We start from the raw sequence: 14759 nt of genomic DNA on the forward strand, positions 1-14759 counted from the left end.
CAGGCTGATTTGCTCATACTTGATGAATGGGGGTATCTCCCCCTTCACCAAGAAGGTGCCAGATTGTTGTTTGATATCATTTCTACATGTTATGAGACTAAAAGCGTCATCATAACAACCAATATTGAGTTTGGTAGATGGAAAGGTTTCCTGTTTGATGAAAAGCTAACTGCGGCTATCGTTGATAGACTAGTGCACCATTCTCATATGCTCATATTTACAGGCAAAAGCTACCGCATGATGAATTCATTAATCAAGTAATAAGGTTAGTACTGGCTATTGTATTTTTGATTGCCAAAAGTTGTACTTTTCTATTGCCAAACACACCCGTCCATAAATGGAAAACTGTATCATGTGATAGCCATCTTTCAGTAAAAAATTTCTAAATGCAGTCGCAGCTTTTCTCTCTTTTTTCTTCGTGACCGGTAAGTCGAAGAAAACCAACATCCTCATAAATTTACTCATATAAATGCTGTTCAAGAGGCATTAACTCGGGTAATACAAGCTTTTCACCATCATTAATAAAGCAGTTAGACAAACTCTTCACCATTCGTTCAATCCCATAAGATACTGTGTGAACCTGTCCATCGGATAAAACGTTACAGTTTAAAAGATTGAATATACCTTGCTTTATTTTTGGTGTCAATTCCTCCAGATCATCATTAATATTTATTTTTACATACAAATCCACTACCGGTCTAAATGGTTCAATAATGTCATCTGCCAAATTAAAGCTATTTTGCTCACTGTGATGAAATATTCCTATAGAATTTTCAAATCCATAAGTCGCTAAGTTTCTTGCCACTACTCCTCTTAAGATGGCATAACCATAATTGAGGCAAGCATTCGTTATACAATCATCACCTCTATAAAACCCTTCACCAAAGAGCTTCTGAAAGTAATATCTAGCAGCTTTCCCCTCTGAATTGCCTACATCTCCTGACTTGACGTTTTGAGCAATCGCAAAAAGTTTTTGTTCTCCTTCTTTTGCTGATAAAGATAAGCAAACGGCTTGATTCTCAATTTTTTTAATTATTATGCTTTGCCACAAACGCTTCAAAAATGGCTTTTTTTGATTCAACTGACTTTTAATAATCTTATATTGTCTAGAGTGGTTCCACAAGGGCAGTATTGTCCCTATCGGCAGATGTTTTTCATTGCAAATAAAAACTGTAACGCCATCTTGAGCTAGTAATGATAGCGTATATGCAGTTATGTTGCACCTAAGATCTTCGATCATCACACAGTTGATATCTTCTATAGGAATTGAATACTCCATGTCAGTATTAAGAATAAATTGCCTGTTCTTGCAGCTTAACTTGGCCGGCGATGAAATAAAAATATTTCTGTAACCCATTCAACCACCTCATTATTTTAATGGCATTCGTTTTTCCTTTCCCACTTTATAGTGATTTCCAAGTGGGTCAACTTGATATTTTTCTAAAGTTTTTAAAGTTTTTATACCTAAACTTTGTATTGTGTATGTATTATCATGATTAATAATTGTAATTACGCCACTATTAATTCCTGATTTAACATAATAAGCATGTATTTCTTTGCATATGTACTCTTTAGAGAGTGTTCCCTTAATACTTATTGCAGATAGTTTCAATTCTTTTTTTCCTTCAATTCTAATCAAATCATTTGGGTATAATGAAAATATGAAATCTTTATCGTTCATTTCTTTCCATTCCTTATAGGGTTTATGTGCAACTACCGCTTTACTAGGAAGTTCTTTTTTCATACGATCCGCAATATAAATCGGGATAAAATAGTATCCTTCACCTTCCACATGGAAAATGTCTATCCTTATCATGCTATCATTATATGCAACGCCTTTTCCATCATGCACATCGACTGTTAAAGATGCTTTTTCATAAACTTTGACCTTCTTGACTACAGGTCCCTTTTCCCCATTTTTTGTAGGCTTATAGAATGGTTCTGAAAAAGCTTTCTTCCCATCATTATTATATTTCACCAATTGTTCTTTTAATTCTTGGTACAGTTTTCGGTCACTGTTTGGATTGTAATAATTTTCTATCTCTCCATCTTTGTCTAGTTTCAATTTCTCCAATGGTCTTTTTAGCAATATTAATCCTTCATCTTTTAGTTTTGGGCTAAAAATTGTCTCTTTGTGGGCAGCCCCTGTTATCTTTCTTTTTGGCATTCTTGATACAAATATCGGTTTAATATTATCTTCTGTAAATTCTCCAATACTATTGAGAAATTTCATGGGATCATCCATCAACCTTATATCTAGTTCGTTTCGAAACCCTTCCCATGGCATTGGAAATTTTTCTATAATTTCGCCTGTTTTTTTATCAACTACATGTTCATCTAGTTGAACATATCGTTTTTCTTTATAATCACAATGTCTTGACACTTTTTGTATCATCCCGTCAGATGTACACGCTACCACAAGTGCATCCACTGCATGATGAAGATCTCCATCTTCTCGAACTTTACTAATCCCCCAACGTTTTCTTAAATAACTTGTAACAGCTCCGTTTACAGCGGTTACTTTTTTCTTCTTGCCAGTATTATTTTCTGCAAACAGCAGGTAATCGTTTAAGTAATTGTACATAAATCGAGAAACATGCTTCGTATCATTGAGATTTCTTTCCTTGAACCGCTTCCTGTCTTCTTCCGTGATATCTTCTTTAAGAAAATTCATTTTTTTATTTTTATCCCTAATGGTATTATTTACCCACACTTTAAACTTATCTGCCTTATCTCCTTTTAAGTAATGCAAAGGTAGCCTGTTTCCTTTTTGCCTGTTCTCACTTGCTAAAACCACAACTTTATTGGCATAACTGTCATTGAACGAGATGCTGTATGGAATTATATGATCAATGTCCGCATAACCAACTTCAAATAGCCTATCTATTTGAATCTCTTTAAGTGAGTATGGGCATATGCCATCTTGCTGTTTCCAAAGCTTTAATTTCACAATATCTATTCCCGAGGGATATAGTACTCCTTGATCACTTATTTCTTGCTTAATTCTTTCATTTTGAGCTTGATTTTCCTTCATCTCTTTTTCTATTCTATTTCTATCTGAGAAATCCTTCGCCATTTCTCTAGCCAACTCAATACCGATAAAAGTCGGACTTTCTCCATACTGTCTGATAATGCTATTAATTACTTTCCTAGTTTGAGCAATTGCCCTACGCACTACAGGGCTTGTAACTTCAGTAATTTCATCGATTTCTGCTGGCAGTAAAAGTTGCTTTTCTTTTCCGTCGTGGCCCTTAAAGTTATAATCTGCTTTTTCACAAGCTACATTATATTTAAAGCCCTGTTCTAAAAATGGTATTATTTTATCTAAAGCTTTGGTGCTGAGATTTGCAAATTTGCTAAATCCTCCAACATGAAGCAGCAAAACTTCTAGGTCCTTCCTGGATATGTTAAAATCATTGAGATAATCTGCTATCTTTTGATCTGTCTTGTAAACCGTAAAAGCATATCCAATCCCATTCAGTGCTTCAATACTATAATCGCATATACGGTTTTTTTCAATTTTATCCAGAGCCACTCTAACTTTATGGTAGTTTTTCAAGTAGTCAAATTTCGCGCTTTTTTCTACATCGTTAATGGACTTGTTGCCATAATTTAGTGTTGAAAATAAAACTGATTCTGTGAACTTTAATTCTTTTCTGATTTTTGCGTACGTTAAAGCTGGACTTTTAAAGGCCAACTCCTTAATAGCTCTTCTCTCTTCTCCAGTCAAAAATCTACTTTCTCCGTTTATGTTTACTCTGATATTGTTTATATTCTGTAATAAGTTGGCGTATTCAGCTGAAAATGCTGCTTTGGGAGCTCTCTTCTCTTTCTTTTCAAATCTGCACATACCAATCATCTTTTCAATCTGGTCCCCAGAATAAGGGCTTGGCAGTCCTGGACCATTATCAAATGACCGTTGTGTAAAAAGTATCTCAACGTACTTTGACTCAAACTCATCATTGAGTATTTCTGATCCATATTTTCTTTGACAATCAAAAATCATTTGTACTTCTTCCAAAACTAGATCTCTCCCTACCGTATGGGAATAATCATCGCTTTTGTTTCTTTTATGGTCCGCAAATTTAGGATCTTTTAGAAGCATCTCACCAACAGTCCTATAGCCTTTTTCTAACATCAGTTTTTTATTTATTTCAACTGCTTTTAAAAGTTTACCCGATTCTTCCTCTGCTAGTTTTTCAGACTTTCTATTTGACTTAAACCCTCTGCGTTGAGCTAAGTGTATCAATAGTCGAGTGATTTCATCCTGATTAAGTAATCTATCTAATGCTTCAACTCGTATCTCATATATATCTTTTAATTTTTTGTGACCAAACAAATTATTGAATTGGTCTTCAGTCAGTAAATCCTTGCTAAATATAAGTGCTCTAATTCTATCTAGTCGGTGTTTTTTCCTTCTAATTCGTCTTCTCGCACCCCTGGCTTCTCTTCGCGGCAACGCTAAAGATGCTCCATCTTTGGGGTTTTCAGCAGCATCAAATATTCTAACGCCCATATCAATAATTTTATAAGGTTCATCATTACTATCCAAATTCACTGTTGCCCATCCCACTGAAGTAATTCCAATATCCAATCCAATTTTATAATTCATTATGTTCACCCCTTTAATTAACAATTATATACTTATATTTCCTTTTAATCAAGTTTTTTGCATAAAGATAACGCCTTGCATCATGCAAGGCGTTAGAGCTTTTCGGTGTACTACCTTATTGTAGCAACCATATTAAGTTTTGGTATAATAGATTAGTTAGATGATACCACATTTTTTCTTTCTTGTAAACATTATTTAAACTTTTTTGAATTTAATTTACAGTCTACACCTCAAACGCTTTTGCCACATCTTTCAAACTTTTGATAATTTCTATATGCTGTGGACAGCTCTTTTCACATTTTCCACATTCGATGCAATCAGAGGCTTTGCCAAACTTCTTAGTGTAATTTCCATAATAGACCTTTAAAATATTAAACCCTTTGTCTTTAAATCGTTCCTTCGCATTGTACAGTGAAAAATAGTTTGGTATGGGGATGTTCATCGGGCAATCATCCACGCAATAATTACAAGCTGTACAAGGTACCGTTATCGATTCGTTGATTATCTTAACAGCTTTGTCGATAATATCGAGCTCTTCTTTGAAAAGAGGTTTAAATTCCTTCATATAGCCTGTATTATCCAACAGCTGTTCCATTGAAGACATTCCACTTAAAACGGTAATGACATTATCGAGACTGGCTGCATATCTTACTGCCCAGGATGCAACGCTCATTTCCGAATCATGATTTTTGTATAGCTTTTCCACCTCTTCAGGAACCTGTGACAATATTCCACCTTTTACGGGCTCCATGATTATCACAGGTTTATTGTGCTTCATGGCGACCTCGTAGCATTTTCGAGACTGAATGCTTTCATTCTCCCAGTCAATATAATTGATCTGCAATTGTACGAAGTCCACTTCCGGGTTCTCGGTCAAAATTTCATCAAGCAAATCTGCTCTGTCGTGAAAGGAAAAACCTATTTTCTTTGCTTTGCCTTCCGCTTTTTTATTTTGAACAAATGAAAAAGCGTCAAATTTCTTAGCTAATTCATAATGACCTGCGCCTAGGTTATGTATCATATAATAGTCAAAATAATCTAGACCTGTCTTATCAAGCTGCTCATTAAATACCTTCTCCAATTCTTCTTGCTCTTTAATAAGCATAATCGGGAGCTTATCTGCAACTGTATAAGCGTCTCTCGGATGGCGCTTTACCAACGACTCTCTCAATGCATTCTCACTTACAAAGTTATGGTACATGTAAGCAGTATCGAAGTAATTAAAACCTCTTTCCAAGAAAGTATCTACCATTTTATTTAATTGTTCATAGTCGATGCTTGTTTGATCATCCTTATCTTTGATGGGTAACCTCATCCATCCAAATCCCAGTTTTTTTGTATCCATATATATCGTCTCCTCTAGTTTTTTCTCAATCCATATATATACCTTACCACCTAGAGTACACTCTAAGTCAAGATTTTTTTACAACTTGTTTTAAATATTACGTCATCTCATTCTTGATATGAGCGGTTTAATCTCTATGACAATTACCTAAGTTGATAAAAAACAAAATCACCTCTGATGACTGATATCTTACATGAGAATTGGTTTGATGCCACCAGCGCCAAAAACTTAAAGTAGAGTGTTCAATTACGATCAAGATTCTCATAACAGATTTAATAGTCAAAGGAAAAGTCCCGCTAGACTTAGTTGCAGGATTTTCTATCTGGATATTTGCAAAGACAAAATAAATGCCTTGGTAGATTGATGCAGATCTGTATGGCAATCTGAGTTTCTTATTTGCCCCTAGAGCATTAAATGTTCTCTTTTTTAATGTTTTCCAACTGCTTTTTCAATTTTTTAATTTCACTTCTATTATTAAACCACGAGGATATTAAGTGAAACGCTCCTATAAAAAATTTCCCGTTCACCATCTCTAAAACATCATCAATCATAGCCGCATCTACTTGCCCCACGGTCATTTTAGAAATCGCCCTAAAAGGCATATTATAAATATAGAGTATGTTTATATTTGGCTCTCCCTTTTTTTCTGAACGATTTTTGATTCCGTCAAGAATTTTAAAAACAAGCCGACCTATCAATCCTTTAGCGTAATAAAGCTGAGAAATGGTGTCTTCACTTGTTAGCCTCTTAGTAGTATCCCAACTGGATTTTGGAATCGGGCGATTCAGCAATGATTCAAATTCTTCATCAGAAACGTTTCTCACATCTCCATTGTAGTAGGCTGATAACTTCACCACATCATAGGGACTATCAGCATTTGTTCCCACTAAATGCAAAGTTTCATTCAATGCTATATCCTCAGAAGATGCACCAACCATAATCCGATATTCACCGGTTTCTAACTCAAATTTATGCGTTTTGATATTGTAATATCTGAAAGCTTTGTCATCAAGGACTATCTCTAATTCCTTTTTTTCTCCAGGTTCTAGATAAACTTTGCTGAACTCTTTAAGTTCTTTTGATGCCCTAAATATTTTACTGTCTTTTAACCCTACATATAGCTGCGCAATTTCTTCTCCTGGGATTTTCCCAACATTTTTTATTTTAAAGGCAACTTTATTATTTGAGCATACAAGGTCAGAATACTCAAACTTCGTATAGCTTAGTCCATATCCAAAAGGAAATCTAACTGGAATATCCTTTTTTTGATAGTATCTGTAGCCAACGTATATTCCTTCCCTGTATTCAGCAGTAAGCTCATTTCCCGGGAAATAATTATATGTAGGGGTATCCTCATGTTTAATAGGATACGTCTCGCTAAGTTTACCACTGGGGCAAATCCTGCCTGTAACGATATTGATAATTGCGCTTGCTCCCGCCTGTCCTGCCAAGCAGGAAAACAATAAAGACTTCGCATTGTCTAACCAAGGCATTTCAACGACAGAACCGGCGCTGAGGACAACTACAATATTTTCATTAATATATCTTAACTCCGCCAACAGCTGAGTCTGATTTTCTCTAATCTTCATGTGTTTGCGATCTAAACCTTCCGATTCGTAGCTCTCGTCAAGCCCTAGATACAATAAGACAACATCTGCATTCCTAGCCAAGCTCAATGCCTCTTCTTTCATTCTTTCATTTGCCTTCCCGTATCGTTCGAATCCTTGGGCATAACCTATTAAATCCAGATGGCTATTTTCAATCATCTCCAAAGTGTCATCCATCTTAGTCGGGGTAACTTTGCTGGAGCCTGCCCCCTGATATCTGGGTATTACTGCAAAGTCTCCAATCACAGCTACTTTAATACCAGCTTTTAAGGGCAGCAACTTATCATTATTCTTTAATAGTACTATGGATCTTTCTGCTGCTATTCTTGCCATTTCATGGTGTGCATCCACGTCAAATTCATTTTCTCGTTTTTTCTGTTCTTTCTTGATTTTAAATACTGCACTGAGAAGCTCGTCAACCCGCTCATCAAGTACTTCCATTGCGAGATTGCCATTCTTGACTGCTGCCACCACCTCTAAATCACTGACTCCCCCATTCGATGGCATCTCTAGATGGCTTCCTGCTTTAACAGCCTCTACATGGTCTTTACTTCCACCCCAATCTGTTACCACAAATCCTTCAAAGCCCCACTTATCAACCAATAGATCTTTCAACAAATAAGAGCTCTCATTTGCATGAACGCCGTTAATCTTGTTGTATGCAGACATTATGGACATGGGTCTACCTTCTTTTACTGCTATTTCAAACCCTGTAAGATATATCTCGTGTAAGGTTCTTTCATCCAAGACAGAATCGCTTGTCAGGCGCAGAAGCTCTTGGTTATTTGCTGCAAAGTGCTTGGGACAGGCTGCTATGCCTTTTGATTGAACTCCTTTTATTAACGCCGCTGCAAGCTTGCCCGATAGATAGGGATCCTCACTGAAGTATTCAAAATTTCTTCCACACAATGGGCTTCTTTTTATGTTAAGCCCTGGCCCAAGCCAAACGTCAACGTCATGTGATTTTGCTTCTTCACCCAATAGTTCCCCTACTTTTTCCACCAAGTTTTTGTCCCAACTGTTGGCTAATGTAGCTGCTGTGGGAAACGATGTAGAGGGATGCCCTGCATTTAGACCCAAATGGTCTGCGCTACCAATCTGCTTTCTGATTCCATGAGGACCATCAGCCATTCTTAACGAAGGTATATTCAGTCTGTCTATAGATTTAGACATCCAAAAATCTTTTCCTGAAAGTAGTGAGGCTTTTTCTTCTAAAGTCATATTATCTATTAAATTTTTGTATTTCATTACAACCTCCGCCAACTGTTATCTTGCACTGGTTTTATTATTTATATCCTTATAGAATTAATCTTACCAGTATAAAAGAGCTTTCTGCAGATCAACCACAAAAAGCTTCTAAATTAAGTGCAATGTAATCAATTAGTTTTATATCTTACGAAGCAACGGTATCAATGTTTAAGCCGATAACTGTTATTTCCCATGATTAATTATGATTAAGCATATGTCCATTTGCTTTTATTTTATTTCACTCAAGTTTTTTCTATAGTCCTCTGCGCCTTGGCTTTAGCACCTTTGGCTTATTTCCCCATGTGTCAACATCCAAATAACCGTATTTAGCCCTTAAGTGGGTATTTACCTGAAGCTCACATCCGGTTTTAGTCTCACATTTTTTACATTCAAAACACTGCATGGATTCAAAGCCCCGGGTAAAAGGACATACTGCGATGCAGTTTGCACAACTTGCTCCATTTGTCTGCCAAAGTCTCAGGCACTTTTCTGCTGATATGTACCATTTTTTTATTCCAGAGTTGTTATTATCACATATCCCATCGTAGCTTTGCTCACCAAAGCTAATAGCACTGGACGGACAATGCTCTGCACATAAATGGCAGTTATCACAAAATTCCGGTATCCCAAAGTCTATTGCATGGTCATTTTCAAGGGGCATATCTGTAAGTACCTTCATCAGCCTGACATTCGGCCCGAACTCAGGTGTTATAAGGAGTCCCAGTCTACCCAACTGACCTAGCCCTGCCTCAACAGCCAAGGGTATGCTAAGTGCAGTATCATTCATGCAAGGGATTGCCTGGTATCCCAAACCCCTAATATACTCCGCAAGGGATACCGCCGTGATACCCATTCTGGAATAACCAAGAGATGTAGCGGTGCTGGCATCTACCAAAGGTGATGTTTCTATCATTTCGTCATCCATGGCAACGGCCATTACTATGGCTTTGTTTACCTTCCTAGGTATTAAGAAGGCATCTTCCGTCTCTTGGGGGGAGCCTTCATCTACAATCTCAAAGGACTTGAATAGATCTTTTGAATAGACCCACTTGGGATCAAGACTGGCAATTCCCACTAGATCAGCTCCATATAAAACTGCTGCTTTTTTCACCATATTTGATAATTCATTGCTTGGCATATTGACGGGATGATTGGCAAGCATATCCGGCACAAACAGGGGACTCCATTTTAAGAATTGAAAATTCGGAAATCCGTACTCTCCTATAAGCAAGTTGAGTGCATTTGCCCCTAAGTCAAGAGCATTGTCTTCTTGCCTTCTTCCTTCTTCGCCGCTCATCATTCTTCTGACCATGTTTTCCATCATTTTGTTCATCCAGTGATTGTAACCGATTTCTCCCGCATCCTGAAAACTCACGGTCACAAATGCCTGCCTGGTAACAGGAAATCTTTCGTACACACCTTCTTTTATATCGATTGGACTTTCGCTTTTTTTCATCTCTTTTCTTGGTATCATTTTTTCACCCCATATCCATGATTATCATTCTCGTTTAAGTATATCAAAGTTTTAATAAGATTACTTTATTATGCATATAATTATTGGCTTAACTTTATTTTTATCAAATTAAATATATATGTTTGCTAAATATTATGATAGAATATATAACTGAGATATTCAATTGAAAGGCGTGAAAGCATGAAAAAGATATCCGCTGCAGATAAGATTTATCAGGCTGCCAAAAGTTTGTTTTACGAGTCAGGTTATTACGGAACTACTACACGGGATATTACTACAAAATCTTCAACAAATCTGGGTTTGATTAAATATTACTTTGACAGTAAAAAAGTACTTGCTTACAAAATGATAAGCGAAATTTTTGATGAACTTTTGGGTTCTTTAAACAAATATATCAAAGCAGATGAAGATCCCTTGTTCTACGCCATGGTGTATACCCATGTATTCATGAGCATGCTCTTCAGTGACGAAAAGGTGGAATCGTTTATAGTAGAGTCTTTTTCAGATGAGATAATGGAAGAAATTGAGGATGCCTTCTACAGATCTTATCAGTACGACCTCAATTTAAAGATCTTGGAAACTCACGCCTTTTCCCCTGAGTACAATACGCATCAAACGATACAACTAAACCTATTTTCCTTTCACAATGCAATTAAATCCATCGGAAGGATGCGCCAAAGGGGCCGTATGGATATTAACAACGATCAATTCAGGCTTTATATTTTTAAATTGATACTTTTCGGACTGGGCATAAACTTGGATGACGAACAAGAGAGAATGAAGGGTTCTTTTGATCTTAGCAACAAAATAATAAATGACAACGACCGTCTGAAGATTCCTAGTAAGATTTTTCTAGATGCTTAAAATACAAACCCCTGCCAAAATATCTGGCAGGGGTTTTTTGACTTAAAGTGTCTCTGTAATTTTTCCAAACTCTTTTTCCACAAAATCTGTAGAAATTCTCGGTTCGAACATCTTGCCTTCCTCTACAACTAAAAGGTTGGCTTTTTTATCTTCAGTAGCAAATCCATCCATATATAGCACATCAGATTCGCCAACCGGCCATATTGAACCGCTTTTTGCAAGGTATGCTCCTTTATAAACAGGTATAGCCTTGGATAGCTCTTCCATTATGTCTTCAACTGATGCAAAGGGATTTTGTTCTCCCAACACAACCGTAAGGTTGGTCATTATCTCCCAATTTGACTTTCCGGACAGCGCCGTTATTGCAGGGGCTATCTTTTGAATCCTTCTTTCAGAGTTAGTAAAAGTTCCCTCTGATTCAGCCCAGCTGACAGCAGGAATTACCACATCTGCCTTTTGTGCAGTTGGTGTTAGGTACAGGTCTTGAACCATCAAGAATTCTAGATTATCAGTCTTTTTGCCTTCAACATCCTCTCCAAAAATCATAAGTCCTTTCAAGGTTTTATCTTCTATGGCTTTTTCAATTACCTTGTTATCTTTATTGACTCCCATATCCGAAAGACCTTGGCTGTTGTTTTTAGGCTTTAGCTGTATTATTCCCCTTCTGGGAAGTCCTATCTTTCCAGCCACTACGGCAATATCCGCAATTAGCCTTGCAGCTCCAGCCGTTACGTAATTTTGATCAAATACGATAATGGCTTTTTGAGCATCTTTGTATTCTTTTGCCATTGCTTTTGCATCACTAGAAACCTCTACTGCTGCAAGTGAGCTTTTCAGTTCTTCAAATCCTTCGGCATTTTTCGGTTCGCATCCCATATCTATAAGAGCTTTGAGCATCTCTTTAAGCAGGGTCAAGTCCTCTGTTTCAATCTTTCTGTTAGCCCATTCGTCAGCCTGTGTTTCTATGTTGTTCACGACAGTAAGCTTGGCACCGTTTCTGAGACCTTCCCTTACCTTTAAGGCGGCAATGGTATGGTCCTTCATTATGTCTCCACCTACCAATAGAATCATATTGGTGGATTTTAACTCTTCAAAGGTATTTGTTGAAGCGTCCATGCCAAGAACTTCTTCAATCCCTCCGTAATTTCTGTTAAATGATGTAATATTATCAGTAGACAGGTAATCCCTTGCCAGCTTCTTCGCCAGGTATATCTCTTCATTTGTATATCTGTCAGATACAGCTACCGCTACAGCATCCTTGCCATAAAGCATCCTTAGGCTTTGCATCTTTTTAGCTGCAGTCCTTATGGCTTCATCCCAGCTAACTTCTACCAGTTTGCCCTCTTTTTTAACCATTGGCTTAGTAAGTCTGCTCTTTTGGTTTGATGCATCGTAACCGAATCTTCCTTTGACGCATAGGAGGCCTTTATCGACTGTACTGTCTTTATCCGGGAGCACTCTATATATCTTATCTCCCTTAGCCTGTACGCTTACGTTGCAGCCAACTGAGCAGAAGGAGCATACTGACTTTGTTTCTACCTGTTCAACAGGTACCGGTTTTGTCATTTGAAGTCTTTCCTGCAATGCTCCTACCGGGCAAACGCTTATGCACTGCCCACATGAGATGCAGTTCGTTTCAGCAAGGGGCAGATTAAGTGCCGGTTTGACTGCTGTATCAAATCCTCTGTCAACAAGGCCTAAAGCTCCATTATCCATTACTTCGTCACATACTCTCACGCAAAGTCCGCAAAGTATGCACTTGTCGGAGTTTCTGACGATAAATGGGTGGTTGTCATCATGTTCACGGGAGTGAACTTCTCCCTCGTATATTTCCGGACTTACGTCATAACTATTAGAATAATCTATCAACTTGCATTCGAATACGTCTCCGCAGCCACACTCAAGACATCTTTTTGCATCTTCCATTGCCTGCTCAGGAGTATATCCTGCAACAACCTCTTCGAAGTTTTTCTTCCTCTCTTCAGCAGACAGGTGCCCCATGTGAGGTCTCTTAGCCTTTTCCCTATCTTTGAAAGTCTCTTCTGTTATATCTTCTCTCTTAACCCAGTATGGCTCAGTGAATGAAATCTCTTGACCTTTTAAATATTCATCAATTACGATTGCGGCCTTCTTTGCATCGCCAATGGCTTCTATCGCTATTCCTGCGCCATCATTGATTGCATCTCCTCCCGCAAAAACCCCCTTCATGCTTGTTGTAAAAGTGGTCTCATCTGTAACTATTGTATTCCAATTGGTCGCCTTAAGGTTTTCAAACCCAGCAAGGTCCACACCCTGGCCTATGGCGCCTATTACAAGGTCTACGTCAATTGTTTCTTCTTCGCCCACAATCGGTACAGGTCTTCTTCTTCCGCTTGCATCAGGCTCACCAAGCTGCATTTTCTGCAATCTGACCTTCTTTGCCTTTCCATCCTCCTCAATTATCTCAACAGGCGCAACAAGGTATTTAAATATTACACCCTCTTCTTCCGCTTCGATAATTTCAATATCTTCTGCAGGCATTTCATCCCTGGTTCTTCTATATAATATGTAAACCTCTTTTGCTCCAAGCCTTACTGCTGTTCTGCAGGCATCCATTGCCGTGTTTCCCCCACCGACTACTGCTACCTTGCTGCCAATCTCAATCGGTTCATTTAAAGTCACTTTTCTTAAAAAATCTATCCCGCCAATTACTCCAGGAAGTTCTTCTCCAGGACATCTCATTTTTGAGCTTGTCCAGGCTCCTACTGCCACATATACTGCATCATACTGATTTTGAAGATATTCAAAGTCGATATCTCGTCCTATCTTCATGTTGTTCAGCATTTTTGCACCCATCTTTTCGATGATTGCAACCTCTTGATCTACTATGTCTTTAGGTAGCCTGTATTGGGGTATCCCGTATCTAAGCATCCCTCCCATCTGTGGCATGGCATCGTAAATTGTAACATCGTGACCCATCCCGAGAAGGTAATATGCGGCGCTTAGTCCTCCTGGACCTCCACCAATTATACCGACTTTCTTGCCAGTCGATGGAGAAATCTCCGGTATGAATAGATCCTTGTCTTCAAGGTCTATGTCTGCTACAAATCTCTTAAGCCAAGCTATAGATATAGGCTCTTCTATAAGCTGTCTTCTACATGCTGTTTCGCATGGATGAGGACATACCCTTCCTATTGCCGCAGGAAGAGGCAGCTGTTCCTTGATAAGTTCCAAGGCTTCTCTAAACTGACCGTTCGCGATTAGTCCAACGTATCCCTGACAATCCGTATTTCCCGGGCATGCCAAGGTACATGGCGCCTTGCAGTCTCCTGTATGATCTGAAAGCAAAAGCTCCAAAGCGGTCTTTCTGCTTTCCTTTGTCCTATTGGTATTTGTTTTTATTATCATTCCATCTGACGCTTTTGTTGCGCAAGATCTTAAAAGCTTAGGCACTCCTTCAACTTCCACGACACACAATCCGCAAGAACCGTAAATCTCAACTCTCTCGTCATAACAAAGAGTCGGAATCTCAATGCCATTTTCCCTGGCGATCTGAAGAATCGTCTGATCGCTGGTGCCCTGGACTTCTATTCCATTTATATTCATTCGTATCAAAGACATTTATTTCAC

At 38.1% G+C, this 14759-nt stretch carries 9 protein-coding genes; 2 read left to right on the forward strand and 7 right to left on the reverse strand.

All coding sequences use genetic code 11. The annotated features are described in order from the left end of the window. On the forward strand, positions 1–261 hold a 261-nt coding region (locus BUB93_RS01785), incomplete at its 5' end, for an ATP-binding protein (protein ID WP_159432049.1). A 15-nt stretch (positions 262–276) separates the two neighbouring features. Here BUB93_RS01785 and cas2 read toward each other — a convergent pair. The 6 genes from cas2 to BUB93_RS01815 form a co-directional block, all read right to left on the reverse strand. Next, positions 277–465 (reverse strand): CRISPR-associated endonuclease Cas2, encoded by a 189-nt coding sequence (gene cas2 / locus BUB93_RS01790; protein ID WP_084116826.1) that lies wholly within the window; start codon positions 463–465, stop codon positions 277–279. After that, positions 458–1357 (reverse strand): type II CRISPR-associated endonuclease Cas1, encoded by a 900-nt coding sequence (gene cas1, locus BUB93_RS01795; RefSeq protein ID WP_073269368.1) that lies wholly within the window; start codon positions 1355–1357, stop codon positions 458–460. The genes cas2 and cas1 overlap by 8 nt, the downstream gene beginning before the upstream one ends. A gap of 12 nt (positions 1358–1369) precedes the next feature. Continuing rightward, a complete protein-coding gene (gene cas9, locus BUB93_RS01800) occupies positions 1370–4612 on the reverse strand; it encodes a type II CRISPR RNA-guided endonuclease Cas9 (protein WP_084116828.1) in 3243 nt (1080 codons plus the stop codon). A 223-nt stretch (positions 4613–4835) separates the two neighbouring features. Further along, a complete protein-coding gene (locus BUB93_RS01805; RefSeq protein WP_073269369.1) occupies positions 4836–5957 on the reverse strand; it encodes an aldo/keto reductase in 1122 nt (373 codons plus the stop codon). A 410-nt stretch (positions 5958–6367) separates the two neighbouring features. Then, entirely contained in the window at positions 6368–8812 is a 2445-nt protein-coding gene (locus tag BUB93_RS01810) for a glycoside hydrolase family 3 C-terminal domain-containing protein (protein WP_073269370.1), read from the reverse strand. A gap of 253 nt (positions 8813–9065) precedes the next feature. Next, a complete protein-coding gene (locus BUB93_RS01815; RefSeq protein ID WP_073269371.1) occupies positions 9066–10286 on the reverse strand; it encodes a reductive dehalogenase in 1221 nt (406 codons plus the stop codon). Positions 10287–10466: 180 nt separating this feature from the next. Between BUB93_RS01815 and BUB93_RS01820 the strand changes: the two genes are divergently transcribed. Beyond that, on the forward strand, positions 10467–11150 hold the full coding sequence (locus tag BUB93_RS01820; protein ID WP_073269372.1) for a TetR/AcrR family transcriptional regulator: 684 nt from the start codon (positions 10467–10469) through the stop codon (positions 11148–11150). 42 nt (positions 11151–11192) lie between these two features. Here the strand turns inward: BUB93_RS01820 and BUB93_RS01825 are convergent, their stop codons facing one another. Next, a complete protein-coding gene (locus tag BUB93_RS01825; RefSeq protein WP_073269373.1) occupies positions 11193–14750 on the reverse strand; it encodes a molybdopterin-dependent oxidoreductase in 3558 nt (1185 codons plus the stop codon). Positions 14751–14759 lie beyond the last annotated feature (9 nt).

The sequence above is a fragment of the Alkalibacter saccharofermentans DSM 14828 genome, assembly GCF_900128885.1.
GTDB lineage: Bacteria > Bacillota > Clostridia > Eubacteriales > Alkalibacteraceae > Alkalibacter > Alkalibacter saccharofermentans.